The sequence below is a fragment of the Saccharibacillus endophyticus genome, assembly GCF_013185185.1.
In the GTDB taxonomy this organism is placed as follows: Bacteria; Bacillota; Bacilli; order Paenibacillales; family Paenibacillaceae; genus Saccharibacillus; species Saccharibacillus endophyticus.
Window position 1 is genome coordinate 1 of the sequence record NZ_JAAZWE010000011.1, and the last position, 25,754, is coordinate 25,754.

At 50.0% G+C, this 25,754-nt stretch carries 41 protein-coding genes; 1 reads left to right on the top strand and 40 read right to left on the bottom strand.

Annotated elements, in window-relative coordinates; genetic code table 11:
* Positions 1-397 precede the first annotated feature (397 nt).
* The 5 genes from HRQ63_RS24465 to HRQ63_RS24485 all read right to left on the bottom strand — a co-directional run bounded on the left by HRQ63_RS24465 (position 398) and on the right by HRQ63_RS24485 (position 4,594).
* Positions 398-625 carry a hypothetical protein gene (locus HRQ63_RS24465; RefSeq protein ID WP_037291510.1) on the bottom strand — a complete coding sequence of 76 codons (228 nt, stop codon included), beginning with the start codon at positions 623-625 and terminating at the stop codon, positions 398-400.
* 158 nt (positions 626-783) lie between these two features.
* Positions 784-1,404, bottom strand: a complete 621-nt coding sequence (locus HRQ63_RS24470; RefSeq protein WP_172247771.1) for a stage II sporulation protein M — start codon at positions 1,402-1,404, stop codon at positions 784-786.
* 14 nt (positions 1,405-1,418) lie between these two features.
* The gene (locus HRQ63_RS24475) at positions 1,419-2,555 is read right to left on the bottom strand and encodes an Mrp/NBP35 family ATP-binding protein (RefSeq protein ID WP_172247806.1); all 1,137 of its coding nucleotides are present in this window, start codon (positions 2,553-2,555) and stop codon (positions 1,419-1,421) included.
* Between the two features lie 122 nt (positions 2,556-2,677).
* Positions 2,678-3,847 carry a sulfate adenylyltransferase gene (gene sat / locus HRQ63_RS24480; RefSeq protein ID WP_172247772.1) on the bottom strand — a complete coding sequence of 390 codons (1,170 nt, stop codon included), beginning with the start codon at positions 3,845-3,847 and terminating at the stop codon, positions 2,678-2,680.
* A 54-nt stretch (positions 3,848-3,901) separates the two neighbouring features.
* The gene (locus HRQ63_RS24485; RefSeq protein WP_172247773.1) at positions 3,902-4,594 is read right to left on the bottom strand and encodes a phosphoadenylyl-sulfate reductase; all 693 of its coding nucleotides are present in this window, start codon (positions 4,592-4,594) and stop codon (positions 3,902-3,904) included.
* Positions 4,595-4,942: 348 nt separating this feature from the next.
* On the opposite strand from HRQ63_RS24485, the gene HRQ63_RS24490 reads away from it, so the two are divergent.
* The gene (locus tag HRQ63_RS24490; RefSeq protein WP_229714348.1) at positions 4,943-6,697 is read left to right on the top strand and encodes a methyl-accepting chemotaxis protein; all 1,755 of its coding nucleotides are present in this window, start codon (positions 4,943-4,945) and stop codon (positions 6,695-6,697) included.
* Between the two features lie 164 nt (positions 6,698-6,861).
* Here the strand turns inward: HRQ63_RS24490 and rpsI are convergent, their stop codons facing one another.
* The 35 genes from rpsI to tuf all read right to left on the bottom strand — a co-directional run bounded on the left by rpsI (position 6,862) and on the right by tuf (position 25,709).
* Positions 6,862-7,254: a 30S ribosomal protein S9 gene (rpsI, locus tag HRQ63_RS24495; RefSeq protein WP_037291520.1), complete on the bottom strand. Its 393-nt coding sequence runs from the start codon at positions 7,252-7,254 to the stop codon at positions 6,862-6,864.
* A 19-nt stretch (positions 7,255-7,273) separates the two neighbouring features.
* Entirely contained in the window at positions 7,274-7,711 is a 438-nt protein-coding gene (gene rplM, locus HRQ63_RS24500) for a 50S ribosomal protein L13 (RefSeq protein ID WP_172247775.1), read from the bottom strand.
* Between the two features lie 259 nt (positions 7,712-7,970).
* Positions 7,971-8,756 (bottom strand): tRNA pseudouridine(38-40) synthase TruA, encoded by a 786-nt coding sequence (truA, locus tag HRQ63_RS24505; protein WP_172247776.1) that lies wholly within the window; start codon positions 8,754-8,756, stop codon positions 7,971-7,973.
* 137 nt (positions 8,757-8,893) lie between these two features.
* Positions 8,894-9,259, bottom strand: coding sequence for a 50S ribosomal protein L17 (gene rplQ / locus HRQ63_RS24510; protein ID WP_037291525.1), 366 nt, complete (start codon positions 9,257-9,259; stop codon positions 8,894-8,896).
* A gap of 34 nt (positions 9,260-9,293) precedes the next feature.
* Positions 9,294-10,238 carry a DNA-directed RNA polymerase subunit alpha gene (locus tag HRQ63_RS24515; protein ID WP_037291528.1) on the bottom strand — a complete coding sequence of 315 codons (945 nt, stop codon included), beginning with the start codon at positions 10,236-10,238 and terminating at the stop codon, positions 9,294-9,296.
* A gap of 70 nt (positions 10,239-10,308) precedes the next feature.
* Entirely contained in the window at positions 10,309-10,704 is a 396-nt protein-coding gene (gene rpsK / locus HRQ63_RS24520; protein ID WP_037291530.1) for a 30S ribosomal protein S11, read from the bottom strand.
* Between the two features lie 19 nt (positions 10,705-10,723).
* Positions 10,724-11,092 carry a 30S ribosomal protein S13 gene (gene rpsM, locus HRQ63_RS24525; RefSeq protein ID WP_172247777.1) on the bottom strand — a complete coding sequence of 123 codons (369 nt, stop codon included), beginning with the start codon at positions 11,090-11,092 and terminating at the stop codon, positions 10,724-10,726.
* A gap of 21 nt (positions 11,093-11,113) precedes the next feature.
* Positions 11,114-11,227, bottom strand: a complete 114-nt coding sequence (gene rpmJ, locus HRQ63_RS24530) for a 50S ribosomal protein L36 (protein WP_037291536.1) — start codon at positions 11,225-11,227, stop codon at positions 11,114-11,116.
* 216 nt (positions 11,228-11,443) lie between these two features.
* Positions 11,444-11,659 (bottom strand): translation initiation factor IF-1, encoded by a 216-nt coding sequence (gene infA, locus HRQ63_RS24535; protein ID WP_018978345.1) that lies wholly within the window; start codon positions 11,657-11,659, stop codon positions 11,444-11,446.
* A 2-nt stretch (positions 11,660-11,661) separates the two neighbouring features.
* Positions 11,662-11,970 (bottom strand): KOW domain-containing RNA-binding protein, encoded by a 309-nt coding sequence (locus HRQ63_RS24540; RefSeq protein ID WP_172247778.1) that lies wholly within the window; start codon positions 11,968-11,970, stop codon positions 11,662-11,664.
* 9 nt (positions 11,971-11,979) lie between these two features.
* Positions 11,980-12,732, bottom strand: coding sequence for a type I methionyl aminopeptidase (gene map / locus HRQ63_RS24545; protein ID WP_172247779.1), 753 nt, complete (start codon positions 12,730-12,732; stop codon positions 11,980-11,982).
* A gap of 5 nt (positions 12,733-12,737) precedes the next feature.
* Positions 12,738-13,382 carry an adenylate kinase gene (locus HRQ63_RS24550; protein ID WP_172247780.1) on the bottom strand — a complete coding sequence of 215 codons (645 nt, stop codon included), beginning with the start codon at positions 13,380-13,382 and terminating at the stop codon, positions 12,738-12,740.
* An 89-nt stretch (positions 13,383-13,471) separates the two neighbouring features.
* The gene (gene secY / locus HRQ63_RS24555; RefSeq protein ID WP_172247781.1) at positions 13,472-14,770 is read right to left on the bottom strand and encodes a preprotein translocase subunit SecY; all 1,299 of its coding nucleotides are present in this window, start codon (positions 14,768-14,770) and stop codon (positions 13,472-13,474) included.
* Positions 14,770-15,210, bottom strand: a complete 441-nt coding sequence (gene rplO, locus HRQ63_RS24560) for a 50S ribosomal protein L15 (RefSeq protein ID WP_037291547.1) — start codon at positions 15,208-15,210, stop codon at positions 14,770-14,772. The genes secY and rplO overlap by 1 nt, the downstream gene beginning before the upstream one ends.
* A gap of 58 nt (positions 15,211-15,268) precedes the next feature.
* The gene (rpmD, locus tag HRQ63_RS24565; protein ID WP_037291550.1) at positions 15,269-15,454 is read right to left on the bottom strand and encodes a 50S ribosomal protein L30; all 186 of its coding nucleotides are present in this window, start codon (positions 15,452-15,454) and stop codon (positions 15,269-15,271) included.
* Between the two features lie 13 nt (positions 15,455-15,467).
* Positions 15,468-15,968 (bottom strand): 30S ribosomal protein S5, encoded by a 501-nt coding sequence (gene rpsE / locus HRQ63_RS24570; protein WP_037291553.1) that lies wholly within the window; start codon positions 15,966-15,968, stop codon positions 15,468-15,470.
* 24 nt (positions 15,969-15,992) lie between these two features.
* Complete coding sequence (gene rplR / locus HRQ63_RS24575) at positions 15,993-16,361, bottom strand: 50S ribosomal protein L18 (RefSeq protein WP_037291555.1); 369 nt, start codon at positions 16,359-16,361, stop codon at positions 15,993-15,995.
* A gap of 79 nt (positions 16,362-16,440) precedes the next feature.
* Entirely contained in the window at positions 16,441-16,983 is a 543-nt protein-coding gene (gene rplF / locus HRQ63_RS24580) for a 50S ribosomal protein L6 (protein WP_172247782.1), read from the bottom strand.
* Positions 16,984-17,014: 31 nt separating this feature from the next.
* The gene (gene rpsH / locus HRQ63_RS24585; protein ID WP_037291559.1) at positions 17,015-17,413 is read right to left on the bottom strand and encodes a 30S ribosomal protein S8; all 399 of its coding nucleotides are present in this window, start codon (positions 17,411-17,413) and stop codon (positions 17,015-17,017) included.
* Positions 17,414-17,445: 32 nt separating this feature from the next.
* Positions 17,446-17,631 (bottom strand): type Z 30S ribosomal protein S14, encoded by a 186-nt coding sequence (locus HRQ63_RS24590; RefSeq protein WP_037291562.1) that lies wholly within the window; start codon positions 17,629-17,631, stop codon positions 17,446-17,448.
* 71 nt (positions 17,632-17,702) lie between these two features.
* Entirely contained in the window at positions 17,703-18,245 is a 543-nt protein-coding gene (gene rplE, locus HRQ63_RS24595; RefSeq protein ID WP_037291566.1) for a 50S ribosomal protein L5, read from the bottom strand.
* A 32-nt stretch (positions 18,246-18,277) separates the two neighbouring features.
* The gene (gene rplX / locus HRQ63_RS24600; protein WP_051507433.1) at positions 18,278-18,634 is read right to left on the bottom strand and encodes a 50S ribosomal protein L24; all 357 of its coding nucleotides are present in this window, start codon (positions 18,632-18,634) and stop codon (positions 18,278-18,280) included.
* Positions 18,635-18,692: 58 nt separating this feature from the next.
* Positions 18,693-19,061 carry a 50S ribosomal protein L14 gene (rplN, locus tag HRQ63_RS24605; RefSeq protein WP_018978358.1) on the bottom strand — a complete coding sequence of 123 codons (369 nt, stop codon included), beginning with the start codon at positions 19,059-19,061 and terminating at the stop codon, positions 18,693-18,695.
* 36 nt (positions 19,062-19,097) lie between these two features.
* Positions 19,098-19,364, bottom strand: a complete 267-nt coding sequence (rpsQ, locus tag HRQ63_RS24610; protein WP_037291570.1) for a 30S ribosomal protein S17 — start codon at positions 19,362-19,364, stop codon at positions 19,098-19,100.
* 55 nt (positions 19,365-19,419) lie between these two features.
* Positions 19,420-19,620, bottom strand: a complete 201-nt coding sequence (gene rpmC / locus HRQ63_RS24615) for a 50S ribosomal protein L29 (RefSeq protein ID WP_018978360.1) — start codon at positions 19,618-19,620, stop codon at positions 19,420-19,422.
* Entirely contained in the window at positions 19,610-20,044 is a 435-nt protein-coding gene (gene rplP / locus HRQ63_RS24620) for a 50S ribosomal protein L16 (RefSeq protein WP_037291571.1), read from the bottom strand. The genes rpmC and rplP overlap by 11 nt, the downstream gene beginning before the upstream one ends.
* 2 nt (positions 20,045-20,046) lie before the next feature.
* Complete coding sequence (gene rpsC, locus HRQ63_RS24625) at positions 20,047-20,712, bottom strand: 30S ribosomal protein S3 (RefSeq protein WP_037291573.1); 666 nt, start codon at positions 20,710-20,712, stop codon at positions 20,047-20,049.
* Between the two features lie 12 nt (positions 20,713-20,724).
* Complete coding sequence (gene rplV, locus HRQ63_RS24630; protein ID WP_037291577.1) at positions 20,725-21,057, bottom strand: 50S ribosomal protein L22; 333 nt, start codon at positions 21,055-21,057, stop codon at positions 20,725-20,727.
* A 40-nt stretch (positions 21,058-21,097) separates the two neighbouring features.
* Complete coding sequence (gene rpsS, locus HRQ63_RS24635) at positions 21,098-21,376, bottom strand: 30S ribosomal protein S19 (RefSeq protein ID WP_037291578.1); 279 nt, start codon at positions 21,374-21,376, stop codon at positions 21,098-21,100.
* Between the two features lie 70 nt (positions 21,377-21,446).
* On the bottom strand, positions 21,447-22,277 hold the full coding sequence (gene rplB, locus HRQ63_RS24640; protein ID WP_172247783.1) for a 50S ribosomal protein L2: 831 nt from the start codon (positions 22,275-22,277) through the stop codon (positions 21,447-21,449).
* A 14-nt stretch (positions 22,278-22,291) separates the two neighbouring features.
* On the bottom strand, positions 22,292-22,585 hold the full coding sequence (gene rplW / locus HRQ63_RS24645; protein WP_172247784.1) for a 50S ribosomal protein L23: 294 nt from the start codon (positions 22,583-22,585) through the stop codon (positions 22,292-22,294).
* On the bottom strand, positions 22,585-23,208 hold the full coding sequence (gene rplD / locus HRQ63_RS24650; RefSeq protein ID WP_037291581.1) for a 50S ribosomal protein L4: 624 nt from the start codon (positions 23,206-23,208) through the stop codon (positions 22,585-22,587). The genes rplW and rplD overlap by 1 nt, the downstream gene beginning before the upstream one ends.
* A gap of 30 nt (positions 23,209-23,238) precedes the next feature.
* Entirely contained in the window at positions 23,239-23,862 is a 624-nt protein-coding gene (gene rplC / locus HRQ63_RS24655; RefSeq protein ID WP_172247785.1) for a 50S ribosomal protein L3, read from the bottom strand.
* Positions 23,863-23,901: 39 nt separating this feature from the next.
* Positions 23,902-24,210: a 30S ribosomal protein S10 gene (rpsJ, locus tag HRQ63_RS24660; protein ID WP_037291586.1), complete on the bottom strand. Its 309-nt coding sequence runs from the start codon at positions 24,208-24,210 to the stop codon at positions 23,902-23,904.
* Positions 24,211-24,518: 308 nt separating this feature from the next.
* The gene (tuf, locus tag HRQ63_RS24665; RefSeq protein WP_037291589.1) at positions 24,519-25,709 is read right to left on the bottom strand and encodes an elongation factor Tu; all 1,191 of its coding nucleotides are present in this window, start codon (positions 25,707-25,709) and stop codon (positions 24,519-24,521) included.
* Between the last annotated feature and the right edge of the window lie 45 nt (positions 25,710-25,754).

Consider the following 25,754-nt stretch of genomic DNA (forward strand, 5'->3'; position numbering starts at 1 on the left):
ATTGCTCAAGAATCTATATTCTCACGATGATCTTCATCATCGCGACTCACTTACTGTTCAGTTTTCAAGGAGCAAACCGTGTTGATTTGTTTCTTTAGTTCGGCGCCGTATGTCTCAGCGGCGACTTTTATATCCTATCACAGTTCCAAGCAGTTCGTCAAGCACTTTTTTTAAATTCTTTTTCAGTGTTTGTTTTCCGGCTTGTTGTGATGGCCTTCTCTCGAAGAGCCGATTAATAATTTACCACAGAGCAACATAGCAAGTCAACACTTTTTTCAATAAACATTCACGGCTTTTCACAAAGCATTCTTCGCCTCTTCTTTCCTTTAGAATATACCAAAAGCGGTACGGGGGTTCCCGACCGCTTTTCTCGTTTTAGCATCGCCTTGTGCAGGAGTTATCGCTCTCCGCTATGCCGCTTATCCCGTACATACTTAGATAGCTCCTTGGGAGGCGCAACTCTCGCATACATTTGAAAGATCGTTTGGTATCGTTTAGAAATGGACTCCCGCATATTTTGATCCAGGCGCTTATCGCTCAAGTCGAACAACATCTCATCCAACTCTTTGCGCAGCACGTAGCCAAATTCCTTGCACTCCATCTCGTTGAACATCATTCCGAGCATTACTGTCCCTCCTTCCGGCTTCATCAACATTGAATTACCATTTCAACTTTGATTTAACCCAAAATGAAGCAGGGATAACTCTCCGGTGCGTAAAAGTTTACAAAACCCTATTGGATCGAACCCTCTACCTATCACCGCAGACTCTCTCGGTCTACGTATTAACGAAGCAAATGATAAGTCAGCGTGCTTTCAATGATAGCCGCAACGAATAACAAGATGACGATCCATACCGCGGCACCGAGCATCTGCTTCATCGCCGTCTCCCATCTAAGCGCGAGCTGATCCCTTTTTGAACTTCCTAGACTGAAAAGGCTTCCGATCACCAGTCCGCCGAACCTCAGCCCGTAACCGCAGGCAATGACGATCGCGGGCAGCTCGATAATTCCGTGAGGCAGCAAGCCCTGGAAGATCAACTCTCCCATATCTTGTCCCTGTCTCCGAGCCACTTCCACGACAAAGCCCAATACCATGCCGTTAAGCAGCAAGAATCCGAAAGGAGCCAATCCCAAAAAGGCGCCGAACAGCATGACCAGAACAGCTTTGATGGAATTGTTAAAAAAGATAAAGGTGAAGAAGCTCAACTCAACGTTCTCCGATTCCTCCAGCGATTGCGCCACCGTCTGCAATCCTTCAAGCTGCGAAAGAAGCAGACGTTGCAGGTCATCCGCCCAAATCGCGCCCATGGCAATCCCTGCGATGAATAGCACCGTCGCCGCCAGCATATACCCTTTATTTTGAGCCAATCCTTTGATAAAGCTCACAAACGACAGCGTCTTCATGGCATGCCTCCCCGTTATTGCTTATTTCCGCCCAGCGACGTCTTTTCGATGACGGCACGTGCCATTTCTCCGTACATGCCGCCGGTCTCCGTCTCGGCCTTATATACGGAAGGCGAGAAATCGGGCTCCGAGATATGGTTATCCGGAACGCCTAGCGGAATTTGTCCCAATAGTCCGGTATGCAGCGTTTCAGCCAAACGACCGCCGCCTCCGCGTCCGAATATATAATCCCGTTCTCCGTTTTTCTCGTAGTACGCCATATTTTCCACGACTCCAAGGATCTCGTGACCGGTTTGCAATCCCATGGCTCCCGCACGGGCCGCGACAAACGCTGCGGTTCCGTGAGGCGTAGTCACAATGATCTGTTTGCTCTGAGGCAGCATCTGATGCACGTCCAGCGCAACATCCCCCGTTCCCGGAGGCAGATCCAGCAGCATGTAATCCAGTTCGCCCCAATCCGTCTCCTCGAAGAACTGTCTCAGCATTCTTCCCAACAGCGGGCCCCGCCACACAACCGGATTATTTTCACGGATAAAGAAGCCCATCGACATGACCTTAACGCCAAAGCGTTCTACCGGATACAAAAGACCGTCGACGACCTCAGGCCCTTCCTCGATCCCCATCATGTCCGGTACGCTGAAACCATAAATGTCCGCATCGATCAACCCGACCTTTTTGCCTTCGCGCGCCAAAGCCACAGCCAGGTTAACCGCCACGGTCGATTTGCCCACTCCGCCTTTGCCGCTCGCGATAGAGATGAACGTAGTCGGCGAATCAGGGCTTAATATCGGAAGATCCTCCAAGCCCGCCGCGTGACCTTTTACCAATACCGGGTCATCGTCGCTTTCCACGGCATCGCGATCTGTACGGTTATCTTCGATGATAGCCAGACTACGTTCTTTCTCCATCTCCGTAGCTTCTTTGAAACGGATTCGAACATCTTCAACGGCCAGCGATTGCAAAACGGAGCGAATCTGCGTCTCCAAGCCCTGACGGACTTCCTCTCCGGATTGCAGGCACACGACGCTAAGAGACACTTTTTCATCCCGAATCACGACGTCGCGGATCAACCGCAGGTCGGATAAACGTACACGATAGACAGGGTCCATCACCGCTTCAAGCGCTTCCACAACTTCTTCTCTCGTTACCATGCTGTTCATCCTCTCTCCTCTGTTACGGGAAATCTCTTTCTCATTATACATGAAACAAAAAGACCGAACCGCTCCCTTTAAGGAAAACGATTCGGTACTTAAGCAGAATGAATTGTTTTGTTTTAAACTTGCTCGGCTACCCGGTCACGCATGCCTTCGATCAGAACCTCAGCCACCTCCGGACGCGTGAATTCCGGCGGCGGGCATTCTCCTCCACGCAGCAGGGCACGTACTTTGGTTCCCGATAAGGTGAGATGCTTTTCTTTGCCATGCGGGCAGGTTTTGCTTGTCGCCATATTGCCGCAATGCGTGCAGAAGAAGCTGTGTTCGAAAAAGAGCGGCGTGATCTCCAGTTCTTCCGGTTGGAAGTTGGAGAAGATCTCCTGCGCCTCATACGTACCATAGTAGTCGCCTACCCCGGCATGGTCGCGTCCGACGATAAAGTGGGTGCAGCCATAATTTTTACGCACGATCGCATGGAAAACGGCTTCCCGCGGACCTGCATAGCGCATCGCCGCCGGGAATACGCCCAGGAACGTCCGCGCCGCAGGATAGTAGTTCTCCAACAGAACGAGGTAGCTGCGCATGCGAATGTCTGCCGGAACATCATCCGACTTCGTCTCGCCTACAAGCGGGTTGAGGAACAGCGCATCTACCGTTTCGAGAGCAGACTTTTGAATGTACTCGTGTGCACGGTGTACCGGATTGCGGGTCTGGAAGCCGACGACGGTTTTCCATCCTTTTTCCGCAAACTGCTTTCTCGTATCGGACGGATCGAAGTAAAACTCGTTAAAGCGCTCCGGCTGCGGACGATTGAGCACCTGTACCGATCCTCCGATTCGCTCCAAAGGGCGTTCGAACAGTTTTTTCACGCCGGGATGTTCGGGATCGTCTGTTTTAAACACGTTCACCGCTTCAATATTGCGATCAATCGTATAGACGCTTTCCACATGAAGGATCGCGTATATGACGCCGTCATCTTCCCCCACAAGCGCTACGCGTTCGCCTACAAGCGAAGATTCTGCCCCTTCCAGCGGAAGCGTGATTGGAATACTCCACACCGTACCGTCTGCCAGGCGCATCTTGCTAACCACGCTATGATAATCTTCTTCGTTCAGGAATCCGGTCAATGGGGAAAAAGCGCCTACGGCAATCAAGTCGAGATCGGACAGCACCCAGGCATTGATCGGAATTTGACGCAGTCCTTTTGCTTCGGCAAGCAGGGATTCGCGTTCTTGACCTTCGGCGAGACGGTTAATCAAAGTGCCGCCGTGCGGCTTGATGGAAGTCATAATCGGCAGTCGCTCCTTTATTGAATGGTTGATCGTTTAAATGACAGGCTCCCCTTACTTATGCAGGCCGCACTCGGTCTTGTCGTTTCCCGACCAACGCCCCGCGCGCGGATCTTCTCCGGGCATAACCTGACGGGTGCACTGTTCGCATCCGATACTCGGGAAGTTGCGATCATGCAAGGGGTTATAAATAACGTCGTTATCGCGGATATACTTCCAGACGTCTTCGCTAGTCCAGTCCGCGAGCGGATTGAACTTCATGAGGCCGAATTTGTAGTCGTACTCGACTTTTTTCGAATTGGCACGCGTCGGGGCTTGGTCGCGGCGAATACCGGTAATCCAAGCATCGTAGCGGGACAAATTGCGAGTGAGGGGCTCAACCTTGCGGATATTGCAGCAGAGGTTGGGGTCGGACGTCCACAACTCGGGAGCATGCTTCTCGGCTTGCTCTTCGGGAGTAATCAACGGGGCGACGCGCACGAAGTCCAAGCCGTAACGGTCGACCATCCGATCGCGGGTGTCATACGTTTCTTGGAAATGAAAGTCGGTGTCCAGGTAAAAGATATCGGTAGACGGGCTGATATGCTGCAGCATGTCGACGATCACAACGTCCTCGGCGCCGAAGCTGCATGCAAAAGTCAGGCTCGAATACTGCTGCGTGGCAAAACGAATAACTTCCTCGGCGCTCAAATGTTCCAACTCTTCAGCTTTAATACGGGCAAACTCTTCTTTTTCCAGCAAATTCATCGTAAAGACCCTCCATCTCTGAATGGCGAATTGATTGAATAAAATAAAGCATCCCGTAAGGCAGCAGCGAAAAAGGATCAAGCCGATCGGGAAGCGGTTGAGACATGGTTAGCAGATAAGTGTGTAGTCCTTTAGCGTGTAAAACCAACTATTCTAATCTGAATTATTTATAAGTATAAATCTTTCCACGTGAACAATCAATCTTTATTTCAAAATGAGAAAAACTTTTTTAGGGTAGAGGTTGCTTCAAATTTAAAAAGAAATATTTTGCTTGCCTGTTAACTCTTTTCTCACAAGATGCATAAAGCATAGTACAATGAACTCAGAAAATTCAGGAAGGTGGCACTCATGTCCCTAATCACCAAGAAACTCGCGGTAAAGCTATCCATGATTATCTTTCTTGTTTTGGCAATTCTCTTCACCACATTCGTTTACATGCAAAATGAAAATGTCAAAAAAGCAAGCGAGTACACCATCAGCAGCTTCAACATGAAAATGGCCGAAGCCTTTGCCGCGCAATTTGACGCCGAGCAGTACAAATCGTATTTATCCGACGCTGTAGAAAACGATTTATATTGGCAGATCCGTCAACGGCTCGATCAATATCGAAGCGAAATCGGAGCGATGTACGTTTATACGGTAAGCATCAACGAGGACAAGCAGCCGATCCTTCTTATCGACGGACAGCCTGCCGATTCGGACAGCGCGTCGCCGATCGGAGAAGTGACCGATATTCCGGAAGAAGCGATCGAAAAGCTGTTAAAAGGCGAAACCGCCAGTACGGGAATCATCGTGAATCCTGAATACGGAAATTATATTTCGGCTTACGTTCCGATCCGAGATTCCTCCGGCGCCATAATCGGGGTGCTGGGCATCGATACGGACGTCAGTGTAGCTAATCAGATCTCCAACCAATTTATCGATAGCAGCTTTTTATTCTATATCCTCATGACAGGCATAACCTTGATTATCTTTACTGTGATTGTCGTGTTCCTGTATCGGGCTATAAAGCCGCTCGGTATCATCGTAAAAGGGGCCCAAGCTATAGCAGACGGTGAAATCGGAAAAGCCAACCAGGTATTGAGTACGGTAGGTAAGACTTCCAAAGACGAAATCGGTCAGACCTATGAAGCTATGGTTAAAATGAGTGCACGATTAGGCGTAACACTGGGTGATGTGATGCGAGACATGCAGGAGACGACGCAGACATTGGTTCAATCCTCGCATCGCTTTACCTCCGAGGCTAATCTCTTGCTTCATATGAATAACGAGCTAAACCAATCTGCCGCTACGCTCACGATTGAAGCCAATAATCAATATGCAGGCGCCGAAGACTGTGCAAGATCAATGCAAGAGATTACTTCCGCCATTGAACGCGTGACTCACTCTTCAGCAAATGTATCCAATGCCTCAATGGAAGTTCTGGATGCCGCAACGCAAGGTAAATCTTCAATGGATGGGCTGCAAAAGCAGATTACGGAAATGTCGCAGCTGGTTGGACATACTTCCGACTCGGTACAAACCCTCCATTTCTATATGAATGAAGTGGGTCCTGTCCTTCAGGCGATTACGAATATCGCGGATCAAACGAACTTGCTTGCCTTAAATGCTTCGATCGAAGCTGCTCGGGCAGGAGAGCAAGGTGCAGGATTTGCCATCGTAGCGGGTGAAATTCGTAAACTGGCCGGATTATCCTCCACTTCCGCTTCACACGTCGTCGATCTATTGTCCAAGATCAGCCAGGAAACAGCCACTATTGGAGAGCGCATGACTCAAGAAAGTACGGAAATTCAAAAAAGCAGCGAACTTTCTACGAAAGTCAGCGCATTGTTCGAACATACGGTTACGCGATTCAACGATATCAGCGTTCATATGGAAGAGATCTCTGCTTCTGCCCAGCAAATTCTGGCCGGTTCTGAGGAAGTGTCCGCTTCAGTCGAGCAGATCTCCACGATTTCGAAGGCCACTGCCGACTATACCGTTTCGCTGCAAGACTTGTCGCTCCAGCAGCTAGAGGCTTCAAAAACGATTGCCAAAACGACCAAGTCGCTTGAGCAAAGCACTTCCAGTCTGGAACGAACCCTTACTAAGTTTGAATTGTAAGATTGACTGCTAAGAATTTTAAGCCCGCTTGTTTCCGGCCTCCGAGGCGTAGACGGACGCCTTATGGAAGCTGCAAACAAACGGGCTTATGTCATTTAAAGCAAACAAAAAACAGCCTGTTTCCGAACAAATCGGAAACAGGCTGTTTTGATATCCAAAAAGGATTAACGTTTCGAGAACTGTGGAGCGCGACGAGCGGCTTTGAGGCCGTACTTTTTGCGTTCCTTCATACGTGGGTCACGAGTTAGGAAGCCCGCTTTTTTCAGCGAACCGCGCAGTTCTGGATCTGCTTTAAGCAGTGCGCGCGAGATACCGTGACGGATAGCGCCGGCTTGGCCCGAAGTGCCACCGCCGTGTGCCAGTACGATTACATCGTACTTGCCAACAGTTTCAGTCAGGTTCAGCGGTTGGTTGACGATCAGTTTGAGCGTCTCCAGACCAAAGTATTCGTCGATTTCACGTTTGTTGATGACGATGCGTCCTTCACCCGGTACAAGGCGAACACGAGCTACCGAATGTTTACGACGACCAGTCCCATAGTATTGTACATTTGCCATGAAAGGGTCCTCCTTTTATTTAGCCGCGAAGTTCGTAAACTTCCGGTTTTTGTGCTGCATGTGGATGCTCTGCTCCGGCATACGCTTTAAGTCTGAGTTTCATTCTGTCGCCCATACGAGTTTTAGGAAGCATGCCGGCTACGGCAAGTTCCAGAAGACGTTCCGGCTTGTTTTTGATCATTTCGCCTGCGCTTGTTACTTTCAGGCCACCTGGGTGCATCGAGTGACGGTAGTATTTCTTGTCCTGAAGCTTGTTGCCTGTCAGGTGAATTTTCTCAACGTTGATGACAACAACGAAATCGCCGCCGTCTACGTGAGGAGTGAATTGGGTTTTGTGCTTGCCGCGGATGAGGGCAGCAGCTTCGCTAGCCAGACGGCCCAGCGTTTTGCCTTCGGCGTCGATGATGTGCCAGTTGCGCTCAACTTCGCTCGGCTTAGCCATGTAGGTAGTACGCATGAATAAGTTCCTCCTTCTAATCTTTGCAATAAAATTCTTTTTCGGTGTCAGAACGTTCCATGCCGCCGGGCTAAGATCCGAGGCTGCCGGAACGATTTATGTTTGCGATCATGGATAGATAAAGTTAAATCAAAATGATTCTGCGCGTTTTTCTTGATTGGGGGCCGTGGGAAGCCTTCAAGAAAACACAACTTTTATTCTACATGATAGCCGGTTAAACTGCAATACATTTTCAATCAATTCCGCAAAGAACTTTCGGCTACTCGGGCAGCAGTTCGCCATAATCGACGTTCCAGAGCGCGAGACCTTTCCCCACCGCGGTCGGTCCTGCCGCTGCGCGATCGCAAGCCAACAAAATCGTCTTCATATCTTCCGGTGCACGCTTGCCTTCTCCCACCTGCAGCAGCGTTCCCGTAATGATACGGACCATATGCTGCAGAAAACCGGTCCCGGTCAGGAAAATATGGATAAACCCCTGATCGGCCGTTCCCGGCCGGCAGGTTGTCGTATCCACTTCGATCCGTGCTTCAAGCAGCGTTCGTACGTGATTGGTCTTTTGAGAGTACCTGGAGGCGAACGACGTAAAGTCGTACGTGCCTACCAATTGTTGCAGTCCCTCCCGCATAGCTTCGATATTGAGCTGCGGCGCGGGATGATGAAACTGCATATGCCGCTGAAATACATCCGGATAGCGGTTCGCGTTGATCGTATAACGATACGTCTTGCGCTTGGCCGCATGCCGGGAGTTGAATTCCAAAGGCACCTCCCAAGAACGGGTCACGACGATATCCTGCGGCAATCGGGCATTCAGCGCGAGCGGCCAGCGATCCGCGGGGATCAGCGAAGACGTATGGAAGTTGAATACCTGAGCGTAAGCATGTACACCCGAATCTGTACGGCCCGAAGCAATGATTTTAGGCTTGTCGCCGGTCAGCGCCAGAATAGAGGCTTCAAGCTCGTCCTGAACGGTCTTTCCGGCAGGCTGGGTCTGAAAACCATGATAATTCGTTCCGTCGTAAGCGAGAGTCATACATAAGTTGCGCAAAAGGATCACCTCCATGTCTTCACCGTGTCCTGAGTTCAAAAAAAAAGAAACGGCTCTGCCGCCTTAAACAGGCGGCATACGTTTCTCGGGAATCCTGATGGTAGGGTTACCCCTGCCCCGAACCGTTAAACCGGCTATTAAGCGCGGTCAACCAATTCCAGGTAAACCATAGGTGCTGCGTCGCCGCGGCGTGCTCCCAGTTTAAGGATGCGCGTGTAGCCGCCCGGACGATCCGCGTAGCGCGGTGCCAGATCAGCGAACAGCTTTTGGATAGCGTCTTTTTCACCGTCAACCGTCTCGCGACGAACGTATGCAGCCACTTGGCGGCGTGCATGCAGATCTCCGCGTTTGGAAAGGGTGATCAGTTTTTCAGCGATAGAGCGAGCTTCTTTAGCCTTCGCTTCTGTCGTTTCGATACGCTCGTACAGGAACAGGTCGGTTACCAGGTCGCGAAGCAATGCTTTACGAGCGCTGGAGTTACGTCCCAACTTTTGGTATGCCATGTTTTTCCCTCCTTCTACATCATGCTCTTCGTTCTTAGTCTTCCTGACGAAGACCGAGTCCAAGCTCTTCGAGCTTCTCTTGAACTTCTTCCAAAGACTTGCGGCCCAAGTTGCGAACCTTCATCATGTCTTCTTCCGACTTCGTAGTCAGCTCTTGTACCGTATTGATGCCGGCACGTTTCAGACAGTTATAGGAACGTACGGAGAGATCGAGTTCTTCGATCGTCATCTCCAACACTTTTTCCTTCTTGTCTTCTTCTTTTTCGACCATGATTTCCGCGTCGCGAGCTTCGTCGGTCAAACCTACGAAGAGCAGCACGTGCTCGGTCAAAATTTTGGCGCCAAGGCTAACCGCTTCTTCCGGACGAATGCTGCCATCTGTCCAGACTTCAAGCGTCAGCTTGTCGTAGTTTGTGACTTGTCCAACCCGAGTGTTTTCCACAGCGTAGTTTACGCGGGAAATCGGAGTGTAGATCGAATCGATCGGAATAACGCCGATCGGCTGATCATCACGTTTGTTTTTGACAGATTGAACATATCCGCGGCCGCGGCCTGCGAAGATGCGCACATGCAGTCTCGATCCCGGTGCCAGAGTGGCGATGTGCAGATCCGGGTTAAGGATCTCCACATCACTATCAGCGCGGATGTCTCCAGCCGTTACCAGGCCTTCGCCTTCCGCGTCGATTTCCAGTACCTTTTCTTCATCGGAATGAATCTTCAGCGATAAAGCTTTCAGATTCAGAATGATTTCCGTTACGTCTTCCGTAACGCCGGGGATCGTCGAGAATTCGTGCAGAACGCCGTCAATTTGGACCGAAGTAACCGCCGCGCCGGGAAGCGACGACAGCAGGATGCGACGAAGCGAGTTCCCAAGCGTCGTACCGTATCCACGTTCCAGAGGCTCAACGACGAACTTTCCGTACGTGCCTCCGTCATTGATCTCGACGGTCTCGATTTTCGGCTTTTCGATTTCTATCACTACAATACCCCTCCTTCAAAACGTCGCTTCCGTGAAACAAAGCATACTGAATGCACAATGCTTATGATTACTATACGCGGCGACGCTTAGGAGGACGGCATCCGTTGTGAGGAACCGGTGTTACGTCCTTGATCAGGTTGATTTCCAGACCTGTAGCTTGCAGGGAGCGGATAGCCGCTTCACGACCTGCGCCAGGACCTTTAACCATAACTTCAACAGTTTTCAGACCGTGCTCCATTGCAGCTTTAGCAGCTGTTTCGGCAGCCAGCTGAGCAGCGAATGGAGTCGATTTACGCGAACCTCTGAAACCGAGACCGCCCGAGCTTGCCCAGGAGATCGCGTTTCCGTGCGGATCCGTAATCGTTACAATCGTATTGTTAAACGTGGAACGAATATGTGCCACGCCGGATTCGATATTTTTACGGTCGCGACGTTTCGTACGTACGACTTTTTTCGGTTTAGCCATTGTCAGTTATCCCCCTTTCTTACTTCTTCTTGTTCGCTACAGTACGACGAGGACCTTTACGAGTACGAGCATTCGTTTTCGTACGTTGTCCGCGTACCGGCAATCCGCGACGATGACGTACACCGCGATAAGATCCGATCTCGATCAGACGTTTGATGTTCAGCGAGATTTCACGACGCAGGTCGCCCTCAACTTTTTCATTAGCGTCAATCGATTCACGCAGCTTGTTTACTTCATCCTCAGTCAGATCGCGAACACGAGTGTTCGGGCTGATTCCTGTTTGGCCCAGGATTTTTTGGGAAGTTGTTTTTCCAATCCCGAAGATATAAGTCAAGGCGATCTCAACGCGTTTGTCACGTGGTAAGTCTACACCAGCAATACGAGCCATTACGCTACACCCCCTTCTAATTTATCCTTGTTTTTGTTTGTGTTTCGGATTTTCGCAGATTACCATGACATTCCCTTTGCGACGAATGACTTTGCATTTTTCGCACATTGGTTTGACCGACGGTCTAACCTTCATGATTATTACCTCCTCAAAAGCATTCGGTTTGATCGTGCCTGGAACGTGTCGGCAAGGCCGCAAACGCTCCCTGCACCGTATCTTGTCTCAACCAAATGTACGGCTGCGTTTGACTGAATCACATCTAGATCGTGTAAGTTTCAGACAAACATAAGCCTACTATATTTAAAGGAGACAAGCTACTAGAACGTTGTATATCCAAAAAGCGACGTATCCTTACTTACGATAAGTGATACGGCCGCGAGTCAGATCGTAAGGCGATAACTGTACGACCACTTTGTCTCCCGTCAGAATACGGATAAAGTGCATGCGCAGCTTTCCGGAAACGTGAGCGAGAATTTGATGACCGTTCTCGAGTTCCACCTTGAACATCGCATTCGGCAATGGTTCGATAACCACGCCTTCGATTTCAATGACATCTTCCTTGGCCATAATCATTCTCCTTTCTGCTTAGCATTCTGTGCGTCGGACTCCATAAATACGTTCACTGCATGACGCAGCTTTGCATTCGTCACCCTTCCGCTCTCCTGCAAACTGTTTACGACTTCGCTGCTGATCGTCATTTGAGACTCTAAATGAAGCGGGTTCTTCTTCTTCGGACGATCAAACTTGCGTTTGTGTCCGTCCGCGATCCAAATACCCTGCTCCTCGTCAAGTCTTACGACCACCGCCGCCTGCCCGGCATCGCGGCCTTTCCGGATCTTCACGAGTTGACCGATCTGCAGGGGATGTTCCTTTTTCAAGTTTATCACCTACGCGCTCAATTTTGTGAAAATTTCCAATCCGTTTTGCGTAACTGCTACCGTGTGCTCAAAATGAGCGCACAATGAGCCGTCCACCGTCACGACGGTCCAATTATCCTCAAGCGTCCGAAGTTGTCTTCCGCCGAGAATGGCCATCGGTTCGATTGCCAGCGCCATGCCGGATTTAAGCAACGGACCGCGGCCCTCGATGCCGTAGTTCGGGACGTTAGGTTCCTCATGGAGGTCCCTGCCGATGCCGTGACCGACATATTCCCTAACTACCGACATTCCGGACTCTTCGATATGTCGCTGAATCGCATGCGAAATGGTAAACAGACGCACATCCGGCTTCACAAGAGCCAGTCCTGCGTACAGGGCGGCTTCCGTAACGTCCAGCAATCGCTGAGCTTGATCGGAAATTTGCCCTACCGGGTAAGTCCAGGCGGAATCGCCATGATAGCCCCGATATTGCGCACCGATATCGATAGAGATGATATCGCCTTCCCGAAGCTTATGCCCACTGGGGAATCCGTGTACCAACTGGTCGTTGATCGAAGCACATATGCTAGCCGGAAAACCATTATAGCCTTTGAAAGACGGCACCGCATCCTGGCTGCGGATGGTCGCATCAGCAAGCGCATCGAGCTCGGCCGTCGTAACGCCCGGCTTGATTGCTTTTGCCAATACACGGTGAGTCTCAGCCACAATCCGTCCCGCTTCTCTCATAAAGCCGAGCTCCGTTTCGGACTTGCAAATGATCATTACAGTTAACCTCGCAGTACGGACAGGATACCTTCCGATACCGTACCGATCTCCTGGTCTCCGTCGATCTGCCGCAGCAAGCCTTTGTTTGCATAGTAATCGATCAGAGGCGCCGTTTTGCTTGTATACTCGTCAAGCCGAGTGCGTACGCTCTCTTCATTGTCATCCGGACGTTGGTAGAGTTCGCCGCCGTCTTTGTCGCACACGCCTTCCTGCTTTGGCGGGTTGAAGACTACATGGTAAGTCGTTCCGCAAGTTTTGCAGATTCGACGACCCGTAATCCGGACAAGAAGCTTCTCCGGGTCCACGTTCAGATTAACAACATGATCAAGCTTACGGCCAGATTCGAGCAAAAGAGTATCCAATGCTTCGGCCTGCAGCAGAGTTCTCGGAAATCCGTCGAGCAAGAAACCTTTTTCGCAATCCGGCTGACTGAGCCGTTCGCGGACGATACCGTTCGTTACGTCATCCGGTACGAGCAGGCCCTGGTCGATGTATTCTTTTGCCTTGACCCCGATCGGGGTTCCCTCTTTGATCGCCAAACGAAAAGCATCGCCTGTCGAAATATGAGGAAGGCCGAATGCATCGACGATGACCTGCGCCTGTGTTCCTTTACCTGCCCCGGGAGGCCCCATGAATAGAATGTTCACGTGATGTCCACTCCTTACGTCTTACCCATGCCTAACCGCACAAAAGGCGCCGGGCGAGCGCATGGAGTCGGACCCGTCCGGAACCTGAGCTATTTATTGATAAAACCTTTATAGTGCCGCTTAATCAGCTGACTTTCAATCGTCTTCATCGTATCCAAGGCAACCCCGACGACGATCAGCAGCGAAGTGCCGCCGATTTGAACCGACTGGGGAAGACCGGAAAGCGAACCGAACGCGATCGGCAGCAGAGAAATTACAGTCAGGAATACCGCACCGGTAACCGTGAGACGCGACATTACGCGAGTAATGTACTTCTCGGTCGCTTTACCCGGGCGAACTCCAGGAATGTAGCCGCCGTTTTTCTTCATGTTCTCCGCCATCTGCTGCGGATTAATCTGCACGAAGGTGTAGAAGAACGTGAAGCCGATAATCATGATTGCGTAAAGCACCATGCCCAACGGCTGGCTGTAGTTCAGGTTGTCTTGTACCCACTGCGCCCACTGATAAGTAGACCAGAAGTTTGCCAAAATAACCGGGAACTGCAGCAGAGATACGGCGAAGATTACCGGGATGACACCCGCAGCGTTAACTTTCAACGGAATGTGAGTGTTTTGACCGCCGTACATTTTATTACCGACTACCCGCTTCGCATATTGAACCGGAACTTTCCGGATCCCTTGCTGAATGAAGATAACACCGATAATGATCATAATCAAGACGAGCAGGATAATCACGGTTTTCATTGCGTTCAAGAACGTTTGACCGTCCACGATGAAATCGGATTGAGCCGTCGTCGAGATATAACCAGGAATGTTTGCGACGATCCCGGCAAAGATGAGAATCGAAATCCCGTTGCCAATGCCTTTTTCCGTGATTTGCTCACCCAACCACATCAGGAGGGAAGTACCCGCAGTCAAGACAATCGCAATCAGAATATAGTCGACGGTCGTAGCGTTCGGAATCATTTCCGCATTATAAATGCGGTTGAAACCGATCGCTGTAGCGAACGCCTGAACCAAACCCAGAACTATGGTGCCGTATCGGGTGATCTGCGCCAGCTTTTTCTTGCCGTGCTCACCTTGTTTAGACCACTCGGTGAACTTCGGAATGACATCCATCGACAGCAGCTGTACGATGATCGATGCCGTAACGTACGGGTAGATACTGAGCGCGAAGATCGAGAACTGCAGAAGCGCCCCTCCGGAGAAGGTGTTCAGCAGACCCATCAACTGGCTGCCGGCTTCGTTAGCCGACTGTAGTACGTCCGTGTTAACGCCCGGAACCGGGATGAACGTACCGATACGGTAGATCACCAGAACCATCAACGTAAACAGGATCCGTTTACGGAGGTCTTCGACCTTCCATATATTCTTCAGGGTGTTGAACATTAGATCACCTCGGTTTTACCGCCGGCAGCCTCGATTTTCTCCACCGCAGATTGAGAGAACTTATTTGCTTTGACAGTCAGTTTCACCGTCACGTCGCCATTGCCGAGGATCTTGATACCGCTCTTCGTATCTTTAACGATACCTTGTTCCTTCAGCAGCTCAGGAGTGACTTCTGTGTTTTCTGCAAAGTTGTTCAGTTCTTCGATGTTGACGATGGCATATTCTTTGCGGGTTGGGTTAACAAAACCGCGTTTTGGCAAACGACGATACAATGGGTTTTGACCGCCTTCGAAACCTGGACGAACACCGCCGCCGGAGCGGGAGTTTTGGCCTTTATGACCGCGTCCGGCTGTTTTACCCGTACCGCTACTCGTACCGCGACCGATGCGCTTCCGCTCTTTAGTCGAACCCGGAGCAGGAGAAAGCTCATGTAACTTCATCGTTCGTTGCACCTCCTTGATTCATTCTATTGTTTCGCTCCTTGCGGAGCGATTGTTTTTAAGCTTCGATTTCTTTTACGGAAACCAAGTGCTTGACTTGGTTAACCATACCACGAATCGCAGCATTGTCGTTTTGGACGACAACTTGGTTCGTTTTACGCAGACCCAATGTGTTTACAGTCGTGCGTTGGTTTTTCGGACGTCCGATCAGGCTGCGTACGAGGGTAATTTCCAATTTAGCCATTGTTGTTCCCTCCTTAGCCTCTCAGTTCTTCGACGGATTTACCGCGAAGCTTAGCCACATCTTCGGCACGCTTCAAGCGGGACAATCCTTCCAAAGTCGCATTGACCATGTTCATGGAGTTCGAAGAACCCAGGGATTTTGTCAAAATGTCGCCTACGCCTGCAAGTTCCAGTACGGCACGTACCGGACCGCCAGCGATAACGCCAGTACCTTCGGATGCCGGTTTCAGCAATACGCTGCCCGCTCCGAATTTACCAGTAACCAGGTGAGTGATCGTTGTTCCAACGAGAGGAACGTGGATCAAGTTTTTCTTAGCATCTTCGATGCCTTTACGGATCGCATCCGGAACTTCGCCGGCTTTACCGATGCCTGCTCCAACGTTGCCTTGTCCGTCGCCTACGACAACCAGTGCGCTGAAGCTGAAACGGCGTCCGCCTTTTACAACTTTAGCTACGCGGTTGATGTGTACAACGCGCTCCGTCAGTTCTCCTACAGTGCTCATATCTACACGCAAGTCGTTAACCTCCTTCTTTTCGTTTTAGAATTCGAGTCCAGCTTCGCGAGCTGCGTCAGCCAGTGCTTGAATCCGTCCATGGTAGAGGTATCCTCCGCGGTCGAAAACGACAACGGTATGACCTTTTTCCTTAGCGCGGTTTGCAACCAGTGTGCCAACTTTAGCAGCAGCTTCAACGTTGCCGCCGTTTGTGATCTCGCTTTTCAGATCTTTGTCCATAGTCGATGCCGAAACGATAGTAACACCGTTTACGTCGTCGATCAACTGGGCATAGATATGCTTATCCGAACGGTATACGTTCAGACGAGGGCGCTCAACCGTACCTTGAATTTTCTTGCGTACACGCAAGTGTCTTTTCAAGCGAGCTTTATTTTTATCACCTTTGGTAATCATGAGTACTTTCACTCCTTCCCAATCTGCTTATTAAGCAGCTTCACATGAGCAAGCTAAGGGTAATGCGAAGGAAAGCGGCTTATTTTTTCTTGCCGGCTTTACCTTCCTTACGGATGATGCGTTCGCCTTCATACTTGATACCTTTACCTTTATAAGGTTCCGGTTCGCGTACTTTACGGATTTGAGCAGCATAAGCGCCTACGCGCTCCTTGTCAATTCCGCGAACGATGATTTTCGTGTTCGAAGGAACTTCGAACTCGATGCCCGATTCCGGCGTGATTTCGACCGGGTGGGAGTAGCCTACGTTCAGGACGATCTTCTCTCCGGACTTGCTGGCACGGTATCCGACCCCGACCAATTCAAGCGACTTGGAGAAACCTTCCGTAACACCACTTACCATGTTGCTGACAACGCTGCGTGTCGTTCCGTGAAGGGAACGATGCTCTTTGTTGTCGGAAGGACGTTCTACCGTAATTGTGTTACCTTCCACCGTTACTTTCATATCTCTATGAAGTTCACGAGTGAGAGTACCTTTAGGACCTTTGACCGTAATCGCTGTGTTGTTCAGCGTTACTTCAACGCCGCCCGGTACTTCGATTGGTTTGCGACCAATACGAGACATAGTTATTGCACCTCCTTGTGTTCTGACGTAATTACCAAACGTAGCAGATTACTTCGCCGCCAGCTTTCGCTTGACGAGCTTCTTTGTCGGTCATAACTCCCTTAGACGTGGAGATAATCGCGATACCCAGGCCGCCCAGTACGCGAGGAACTTCGTTGCTCTTCGTGTACACGCGCAGACCTGGCTTACTGATTCTTTTAAGACCAGTAATAACGCGCTCATTGTTTTGACCGTATTTCAGGAAAATACGAATGATGCCTTGTTTGTTATCCTGTACGAATTCCGCGTCGCGGATGAAACCTTCGCGCTTCAGGATCTCGGCAATTTGCTTTTTCATCGCGGAAGCCGGCATTTCGACTTTCTCGTGACGCACCACGTTCGCGTTACGAATACGTGTAAGCATATCAGCAATCGGATCGGACATAGTCATGTGTGTGAACCTCCTTCCTTGTTATGCGGTAATTACCAGCTTGCTTTTTTAACGCCAGGAATCTGACCTTTATGAGCCAATTCGCGGAAGCAAATACGGCAGATTTTAAACTTTTGCAGCACCGAGTGTGGACGACCGCAACGTTCGCAGCGCGTGTATGCACGCACTTTGAATTTCGGTGTACGTTGCTGTTTAACTTTCATCGAAGTTTTTGCCACTTTAGCCTGACACCTCCTGGATTTTTCGGGAGAACAGGGTCATAGATCATGGCCCTAGATACTGGCCGATATTATTTTGCGAAAGGCATTCCGAGACCTGCAAGCAGTTCGCGGCCCTCTTCGTCTGTTTTTGCTGTCGTAACGATAACGATATCCATACCGCGGACCTTGTCCACTTGATCGTATTGGATTTCAGGGAAGATCAGCTGTTCTTTAAGACCCAGTGTGTAGTTGCCGCGGCCGTCGAAGGCTTTGTTGGATACACCTTGGAAGTCACGTACGCGTGGAAGCGATACGTTGAACAGTTTGTCGAGGAACTGGTACATACGCTCGCCGCGCAGTGTAACCTTAGTTCCAATCGGCATATCTTCACGCAGTTTGAAACCTGCGATCGATTTTTTTGCACGAGTGATGACAGGCTTTTGGCCTGCGATCTGCTCCAGTTCAGCTACGGCAGTATCGAGAACTTTGGAGTTGGATACGGCTTCGCCGACACCCATGTTGATGACAACTTTCTCCAGCTTCGGAACCTGCATGATCGAAGAGTAGCCGAACTTCTGCATCAGAGCAGGAGTGCTTTCGTTCAAATAACGTTCTTTAAGTCTTGTTACCATGAAGGATGAACCTCCTTTCCGTAAAAATGGGATTATTCGATAACTTCTCCGGACCGTTTCGCAACGCGCACTTTTTTGCCGTTATCCAGCGTTTTGTAACCTACGCGGGTTACTTTGCCGCCGTCTTTCGGGTCAACGTGCATCACGTTCGACACGTGGATCGAAGCTTCTTGTTCCACGATTCCGCCTTGCGGGTTCGCTTGGCTTGGCTTCTGGTGTTTTTTCACCATGTTCACGCCTTCGACCAACACGCGGTTTTCACGAGGATAAGCAGCGATAACGCGTGCTTTTTTGCCTTTGTCTTTACCGCTGATCACGATAACGACATCGTCTTTTTTCACGTGAAGTTTGTTGTTGTGGGATTCCAGAACTTTTTTCACTCTTGCCATCAGGTACACCTCCTATGACTTAAAGGTCGATCGACCGTTAAGAAAATCGTGCATTATATTAGATAACTTCCGGTGCCAAGGAAACGATTTTCATGAAGTCCTTGTCGCGAAGCTCACGAGCAACTGGTCCGAAGATACGTGTACCGCGTGGTCCACGATCGTCTTTTACGACTACCGCTGCGTTTTCGTCGAATGCGATGTACGATCCGTCTTTACGACGTACCGAACGCTTCGTGCGAACAACTACTGCTTTAACTACGTCGCCTTTTTTGACAACGCCCCCTGGTGTTGCTTGTTTTACCGAGCAAACGATCAGGTCACCGATGTTAGCTGTACGACGTCCCGTACCACCAAGTACGCGGATACACATCAGTTCCTTCGCACCGGAGTTATCAGCTACAGCCAAACGTGTAAATGGTTGAATCATTATGAATGTCCTCCTTTCGGACGAGCTTATCGTTCATTAGATGATGATTGCTTTTTCAGTAACTGCAGCCAGTCTCCAACGCTTGTCTTTGGACAGCGGGCGAGTTTCAACGATTCTTACTGTATCGCCGATTTTCGCTTCGTTGTTCTCGTCATGCGCTTTGAATTTCTTCGTCGACTTGATGCGTTTGTGGTAGAGCTCGTGTTTTTTGTAAGTTTCTACAACAACAACGATCGTCTTATCCATTTTGTCGCTTACGACTTTACCCACCAACGTTTTACGCGAGTTGCGTTCTTCGGTCATGGTTAGCCTCCTTCCTGAATAAAGGGCTTATATTATACCCGAGGGTTCAAAGGAATTAAGAAGTAATTCCGAGTTCTCTTTGACGCAGAACCGTTTTAGCACGAGCGATTTCCTTGCGGACTACGCTAATGCGTGTAGGGTTATCGAGCTGACCGGTAGCGAGCTGAAAGCGCAGATTAAAGAGTTCTTCTTTAAATCCGGAGACCTTCTGTTCGATTTCGGCAGTAGTCAGGTCACGCAGTTCCTTAGCCTTCATTTGCTTCACCACCCAATTCTTCACGTTTCACAAACTTAGTTTTAACAGGCAGTTTGTGAGAAGCGAGGCGCATTGCTTCACGAGCGATTTCTTCCGAAACGCCAGCAAGTTCAAACATGATCTTGCCCGGTTTTACAACCGCTACCCATTTCTCAACGTTACCTTTACCGCTACCCATCCGAACCTCGAGAGGCTTTTGAGTAATCGGCTTGTCCGGGAAAATTTTGATCCAGACTTTACCGCCCCGTTTGATGTAACGGGTCATGGCGATACGCGCTGCTTCGATCTGACGGTTCGTGATCCACGAAGGTTCAGTCGCTTGCAGGCCGAATTCGCCGAAGTTCAATTCAGTACCGCCCTTAGCACGACCGGCCATGCTGCCGCGTTGCTGTTTACGGTGTTTTACACGTTTAGGTACCAACATGATTAGTTGCCTCCTTCCTGAGCAGCTTGTTTCTTAGCTGGAGGAAGAACTTCTCCACGATAGATCCATACTTTAACGCCGATACGACCGTAAGTCGTGTGCGCTTCAGCTGTACCGTAGTCGATGTCGGCACGCAGGGTATGAAGTGGAACAGTTCCTTCGCTGTAGCCTTCCGAACGTGCGATTTCAGCGCCGCCCAGACGTCCACTAACTGCAGTTTTAATTCCTTTAGCGCCTGCACGCATTGTACGTTGCATCGATTGTTTCAGAGCACGACGGAACGATACGCGACGTTCCAATTGTTGTGCAATGCTTTCGGCAACCAGAATAGCGTCCAGTTCTTGATTTTTGATTTCCGCGATGTTGATGTGTACTTTTTTACCGTTCGAAATCTTAGTGATTTCGCCACGCAGTACTTCAACTTCAGCGCCGCCGCGTCCGATAACCATACCCGGCTTCGCCGTATGGATCGTTACGTTCACGCGGTTAGCTGCACGTTCGATCTCGATCTTGGAGACAGCGGATTCTTTAAGCTTAGCTTTCAGATATTCGCGGATCTTCACGTCTTCGATCAACAATGTACCGAAGTCTTTACCAGCATACCATTTGGATTCCCAGTCACGGATGATCCCTACGCGGAGTCCGACCGGATTTACTTTTTGTCCCACAGTTGTCCCTCCTTACTTTTCGGATACAGCCAAAGTGATGTGGCTGGTGCGTTTATTGATCCGGCTTGCGCGTCCCATTGCCCGAGGGCGGAAACGTTTCAAAGTCGGTCCTTGGTTTACGTAAACTTGCGAGATAACCAGCTTGCTCACGTCCAGCGAGTGGTTGTGTTCTGCGTTAGCGATTGCCGAGTTCAGCAACTTCTCCAGAATCGGGGATGCCGCTTTCGGAGTGTGGCGCAGAATCGCGATTGCTTCACCTACGTGTTTGCCGCGAATCAGGTCAGCGACCAATTGGGCTTTACGTGGCGAGATGCGGGAATACTTCAAGTGCGCTTGTGCTTCCATGCTATCATAACCTCCCTTCGGACTTTAATGTAAGGTCCGTTTAGCGTCTTGTTTTCTTGTCGTCAGCGGCGTGGCCTTTGTAAGTACGCGTCGGCGCGAACTCACCCAGTTTGTGTCCAACCATATCTTCCGTTACATAAACCGGTACATGCTTGCGACCGTCGTAAACGGCGAAAGTGTGTCCGATGAATTGCGGGAAAATCGTGGAACGTCTGGACCAAGTTTTGATAACGACTTTCTTTTCGGTTTCATTCAAAACTTCTACCTTTTTGAGCAGGTATCCGTCAATGAAAGGGCCTTTTTTAAGACTGCGTGTCATCGATTGTAGTCCTCCCTTCAGCTGGCTTGTTGCATAATCCTAGCCGGCGAAGCAATGCGGGATAAGCGCATTACTTCGTGCGGCGACGGATGATGTATTGATCCGAAGATTTGTTTTTCTTGCGCGTTTTGTAACCAAGTGTTGGCTTGCCCCATGGAGACAGCGGGGACTTACGTCCGATTGGAGCACGGCCTTCACCACCACCGTGTGGGTGATCGTTCGGGTTCATGACTACGCCGCGGACTTGAGGACGGTTGCCCAACCAACGGTTACGTCCTGCTTTACCGATCTTCACGAGTTCGTGGTCTTGGTTGCCTACCGAACCGATTGTAGCGCGGCAAACTTTCAGTACGCGACGAACTTCGCCCGAAGACAGACGGATCGATACGTAACGTTCTTCTTTACCCAGCAGTTGAGCTTCTGTGCCGGCTGCGCGGACCAATTGGCCGCCTTTGCCTGGTTTCAACTCAATGTTGTGGATAACTGTACCTACCGGAATGTTTTCCAGTGGCAGCGCGTTACCGATCTTAATGTCGGATTCAGGACCGGAGTAGATCGTATCGCCAACTTTCAGACCTTTAGGCGCGATGATGTAGCGTTTCTCGCCGTCCGCATAGTTGATCAGTGCGATGTTCGATGTCCGGTTAGGATCGTATTCGATCGTAGCAACGTGGCCTGGAATTCCATCTTTGGTACGTTTAAAGTCGATGATGCGGTATTTACGTTTGTGTCCGCCGCCGTGGTGACGAACCGTAATTTTACCTTGGTTGTTACGACCCGCTTTTTTGAAGAGCGGCGCCAGCAACGATTTTTCCGGCTGATTCGTTGTGATTTCTTCGAACGTCGACACGCTCATTGCGCGGCGGGCCGGGGATGTTGGTTTGTACTTTTTGATTGGCACGTTAGTTTCCCTCCTTACTCTGCAGATTCAAAGAATTCGAGCGATTTGCTTTCTGGAGTCAGCGTCACGATCGCTTTCTTCCACTCGCTCGTGTAACCGGAGTGACGGCCGTAACGTTTCGGCTTAGCCGGAACGCGCAGAACGTTAACTTTCAGCACTTTCACGCCGAAAATTGCTTCTACTGCCTTCTTCACTTCCGTTTTGTTAGCGCTCATTTGCACTTCAAACACGTATTTCGACTGACTCATTGCTTCAGCTGTACGTTCCGTAATAATCGGACGTTTGATAAGGTCGCGAGGATCTTTCATTATGCGAATACCTCCTGTACCTTCTGTACTGCGTCCTTCGTGATGATCAACTTATCATGCACGAGCACGTCAAGAACATTAATGCCGTCGGCTTGAACGAATTTCACGCCTGGGATGTTACGAGCGGACAGAGCTACGTTGTTATCATATTCCGGAGCCACTACCAGGGCTTTGCGGTCTACGTTCAACTTGCTCAGGATACCCGCGAATTCTTTTGTCTTCGGAGCATTCAGGCTCAGTGCATCCAGAACGATAATTTCGTTTGCGATGACTTTCGAAGACAGTGCCGATTTGATCGCCAGACGACGAACTTTTTTAGGCAGTTTGAAGGAGTAGCTGCGCGGAGTTGGTCCGAAGACAATACCGCCGCCTCTCCATTGTGGAGAACGGATGGAGCCTTGACGAGCACGTCCCGTACCTTTTTGTTTCCAAGGTTTACGACCGCCGCCACGAACTTCCGAACGTCCTTTAACTTTGTGCGTACCGGAGCGCAGCGATGCTTGTTGCATCACGACTGCCTGGTGAAGCACATGTCCGTTAGGATTAATTCCGAATACCGAATCACTCAGTTCGATTTCTCCAACTTCGCTACCTTCGATATTGAAAACTTTTACTGTAGGCATTTCATGTTCCTCCTTTCTGCTAAGGATTTATTATTTCTTCACCGATTCGCGAACTTTAACGAAGCCGTTTTTAGGACCCGGAATGGAGCCTTTAACCAACAGTACGTTGCGTTCCGCATCGACTCTTACGATTTCGAGGTTTTGAACAGTGATCGAGTCATGGCCCATATGTCCTGGCAGGCGTTTACCTTTCGGTACGCGGTTAGCCTGGATGGAACCCATCGAACCCGGTCTGCGGTGGTAACGCGAGCCGTGCGACATTGGTCCGCGGCTTTGTCCCCAACGCTTGATACTACCGGCGAAACCTTTACCTTTGGATACGCCGCTTACGTCGACGAATTGTCCTTCGGCAAACACGTCCGCTTTAAGCACTTGTCCAACCTCGTAGTTAGCGAGGTCAACACCGCGAAGTTCGCGAATGTAGCGCTTAGGTGCAGTGTCCGCTTTTTTAGCGTGACCTGCCTCCGGTTTGTTGGAACGGCTAGCTTTCTTGTCCGCGAAACCGATTTGTACCGCTTCATAACCGTCATTTTCCAGGTCTTTCTTCTGCAGAACCACGCATGGGCCTGCTTCGATAACCGTTACAGGAACGACGTTACCTTCAGCGGTGAACACTTGGGTCATACCCAGTTTTTTCCCTAAGATACCAGTCATGTTGACACCTCTTTTCATTTATGTCCTTATTCAGGAGTCTTACAGTTTGATTTCGATATCCACGCCGGACGGCAGGTCCAGACGCATCAACGCATCAACGGTTTGTGGAGTCGGGTTCACAATATCGATCAAACGCTTGTGTGTGCGTTGTTCGAATTGCTCACGCGAATCCTTGTATTTGTGCACCGCACGGAGAATGGTAATGATTTGTTTTTCAGTCGGCAGCGGGATCGGTCCGGAAACACCGGCACCCGAACGTTTTGCTGTTTCAACGATTTTCTCGGCAGATTGATCCAGAACTCTGTGATCATATGCTTTCAAACGAATACGGATTTTTTGCTTTGCCATTTCAAATTCCCTCCTTCTATCGCCCAATTTGGTATCGGACATACTCCGCGAAAATTTTCCGCTCACACCAACTATGGCAAAGGAGCCGGGTGTGTCGGTAACCTCTCGCATCATCGCAACGTCTCAGAACAACATTCATTATTATATAGAAGATGTTGAGACAATGCAACCCTTTTTTAAAATTACACAAAAAGAAAGCGAGGCCCTATCCCGACTTCGGGATGATGGCCCCGCCTCGCGCTTTCGTTTACAGTACATCGTTACTCGTTCCAGTACACTGTTGCTTTATTAAACGGGGTTAGCCGTTATTATTTTTGGATTGTTGCTACAGCACCGGCGCCTACTGTACGTCCGCCTTCACGAATAGAGAACTTAGTTCCTTCTTCGATAGCGATCGGAGCGATCAGGGATACAGTAACGGTGATGTTGTCGCCCGGCATTACCATTTCTGCGCCTTCTGGCAGGTTGATGATGCCCGTTACGTCAGTTGTACGGAAGTAGAACTGAGGACGGTATCCTGTGAAGAAAGGCTTGTGACGGCCACCTTCTTCTTTAGTCAGGACGTAGATTTGAGCTGTGAACTCAGTGTGCGGTTTAACCGAACCTGGTTTCGACAGAACTTGTCCACGCTCGATTTGAGTGCGGTCAACACCACGCAGCAGTGCGCCGATGTTGTCGCCGGCTTGAGCGGAATCCATCAGTTTACGGAACATTTCTACGCCCGTAACAACCGATTTCTTGGACTCTTCAGCGATACCAACGATTTCGACTTCGTCGCCGATCTTAACTGTACCGCGTTCGATACGGCCAGTTGCTACCGTACCACGGCCAGTGATCGAGAATACGTCCTCGACTGGCATCAGGAAAGGCTTCTCAGTGTCGCGCTCTGGAGTCGGGATGTACTCATCGATGATGTTGAACATTTCAACGATCTTTTGAGCCCATTCGCCTTCAGGGTTTTGCAGCGCTTCACGAGCGGAACCTTGGATGATTGGAGTGTCGTCGCCTGGGAAGTCATATTCGCTCAACAGGTCGCGTACTTCCATTTCAACCAGTTCCAGAAGTTCAGCGTCTTCAACCATGTCGCATTTGTTCAGGAATACGACGATGTAAGGAACGCCTACTTGACGGGACAGAAGGATGTGTTCGCGAGTTTGCGGCATTGGGCCGTCAGCTGCGGATACAACCAAGATCGCTCCGTCCATTTGCGCCGCGCCAGTGATCATGTTTTTAACATAGTCGGCGTGACCTGGGCAGTCTACGTGTGCGTAGTGACGAGCTGGAGTTTCGTATTCGACGTGTGCCGTCGAGATCGTGATACCACGTTCTCTTTCTTCCGGAGCCTTATCGATTTGGTCAAACGCGATTGCAGCACCACCATAAGTCTTCGACAGAACAGTTGTGATTGCAGCAGTCAGAGTTGTTTTACCATGGTCGACGTGACCGATAGTACCAATGTTAACGTGCGGCTTATTACGCTCAAATTTAGCTTTTGCCATTTGAAACAGTTCCTCCTTAATGTAGAAAAATTATTGGGTTAAAAT

Excerpts from the sequence above, each read along its gene's own strand:
- HRQ63_RS24465 (WP_037291510.1), bottom strand. The coding sequence starts at position 625 with ATGCTCGGAATGATGTTCAACGAGATGGAGTGCAAGGAATTTGGCTAC.
- HRQ63_RS24470 (WP_172247771.1), bottom strand. The coding sequence starts at position 1,404 with ATGAAGACGCTGTCGTTTGTGAGCTTTATCAAAGGATTGGCTCAAAAT.
- HRQ63_RS24475 (WP_172247806.1), bottom strand. The coding sequence starts at position 2,555 with ATGGTAACGAGAGAAGAAGTTGTGGAAGCGCTTGAAGCGGTGATGGAC.
- sat (WP_172247772.1), bottom strand. The coding sequence starts at position 3,847 with ATGACTTCCATCAAGCCGCACGGCGGCACTTTGATTAACCGTCTCGCC.
- HRQ63_RS24485 (WP_172247773.1), bottom strand. The coding sequence starts at position 4,594 with ATGAATTTGCTGGAAAAAGAAGAGTTTGCCCGTATTAAAGCTGAAGAG.
- HRQ63_RS24490 (WP_229714348.1), top strand. The coding sequence starts at position 4,943 with ATGTCCCTAATCACCAAGAAACTCGCGGTAAAGCTATCCATGATTATC.
- rpsI (WP_037291520.1), bottom strand. The coding sequence starts at position 7,254 with ATGGCAAATGTACAATACTATGGGACTGGTCGTCGTAAACATTCGGTA.
- rplM (WP_172247775.1), bottom strand. The coding sequence starts at position 7,711 with ATGCGTACTACCTACATGGCTAAGCCGAGCGAAGTTGAGCGCAACTGG.
- rplQ (WP_037291525.1), bottom strand. The coding sequence starts at position 9,259 with ATGGCATACCAAAAGTTGGGACGTAACTCCAGCGCTCGTAAAGCATTG.
- rpsK (WP_037291530.1), bottom strand. The coding sequence starts at position 10,704 with ATGGCTAAACCGAAAAAAGTCGTACGTACGAAACGTCGCGACCGTAAA.
- rpsM (WP_172247777.1), bottom strand. The coding sequence starts at position 11,092 with ATGGCTCGTATTGCTGGTGTAGACTTACCACGTGACAAACGCGTTGAG.
- rpmJ (WP_037291536.1), bottom strand. The coding sequence starts at position 11,227 with ATGAAGGTTAGACCGTCGGTCAAACCAATGTGCGAAAAATGCAAAGTC.
- infA (WP_018978345.1), bottom strand. The coding sequence starts at position 11,659 with ATGGCCAAGGAAGATGTCATTGAAATCGAAGGCGTGGTTATCGAACCA.
- map (WP_172247779.1), bottom strand. The coding sequence starts at position 12,732 with ATGATCATTTGCAAGTCCGAAACGGAGCTCGGCTTTATGAGAGAAGCG.
- secY (WP_172247781.1), bottom strand. The coding sequence starts at position 14,770 with ATGTTCAACACCCTGAAGAATATATGGAAGGTCGAAGACCTCCGTAAA.
- rplO (WP_037291547.1), bottom strand. The coding sequence starts at position 15,210 with ATGAAGTTACATGAGCTTTCTCCTGCTCCGGGTTCGACTAAAGAGCGG.
- rpmD (WP_037291550.1), bottom strand. The coding sequence starts at position 15,454 with ATGGCTAAATTGGAAATTACCCTCGTACGCAGCCTGATCGGACGTCCG.
- rplR (WP_037291555.1), bottom strand. The coding sequence starts at position 16,361 with ATGATTACCAAAGGTGATAAAAATAAAGCTCGCTTGAAAAGACACTTG.
- rplF (WP_172247782.1), bottom strand. The coding sequence starts at position 16,983 with ATGTCTCGTATTGGTCGCAAACCAATCGAAGTACCGGGCGGCGTTGAA.
- rpsH (WP_037291559.1), bottom strand. The coding sequence starts at position 17,413 with ATGACTATGTCCGATCCGATTGCTGATATGCTTACACGTATTCGTAAC.
- rplE (WP_037291566.1), bottom strand. The coding sequence starts at position 18,245 with ATGGTAACAAGACTTAAAGAACGTTATTTGAACGAAAGCACTCCTGCT.
- rplX (WP_051507433.1), bottom strand. The coding sequence starts at position 18,634 with ATGGCAAGAGTGAAAAAAGTTCTGGAATCCCACAACAACAAACTTCAC.
- rplN (WP_018978358.1), bottom strand. The coding sequence starts at position 19,061 with ATGATTCAACCATTTACACGTTTGGCTGTAGCTGATAACTCCGGTGCG.
- rpsQ (WP_037291570.1), bottom strand. The coding sequence starts at position 19,364 with ATGACCGAAGAACGCAACTCGCGTAAAACGTTGGTGGGTAAAGTCGTA.
- rpmC (WP_018978360.1), bottom strand. The coding sequence starts at position 19,620 with ATGAAGGCTAAGGAACTGCGTGACCTGACTACTGCCGAAATCGAACAG.
- rplP (WP_037291571.1), bottom strand. The coding sequence starts at position 20,044 with ATGTTGGTACCTAAACGTGTAAAACACCGTAAACAGCAACGCGGCAGC.
- rplV (WP_037291577.1), bottom strand. The coding sequence starts at position 21,057 with ATGGAAGCACAAGCGCACTTGAAGTATTCCCGCATCTCGCCACGTAAA.
- rpsS (WP_037291578.1), bottom strand. The coding sequence starts at position 21,376 with ATGACACGCAGTCTTAAAAAAGGCCCTTTCATTGACGGATACCTGCTC.
- rplW (WP_172247784.1), bottom strand. The coding sequence starts at position 22,585 with ATGAAAGATCCTCGCGACCTTATCAAACGTCCGATTATTACGGAACGT.
- rplD (WP_037291581.1), bottom strand. The coding sequence starts at position 23,208 with ATGCCTACAGTAAAAGTTTTCAATATCGAAGGTAGCGAAGTTGGAGAA.
- rplC (WP_172247785.1), bottom strand. The coding sequence starts at position 23,862 with ATGACTGGTATCTTAGGGAAAAAACTGGGTATGACCCAAGTGTTCACC.
- rpsJ (WP_037291586.1), bottom strand. The coding sequence starts at position 24,210 with ATGGCAAAGCAAAAAATCCGTATTCGTTTGAAAGCATATGATCACAGA.
- tuf (WP_037291589.1), bottom strand. The coding sequence starts at position 25,709 with ATGGCAAAAGCTAAATTTGAGCGTAATAAGCCGCACGTTAACATTGGT.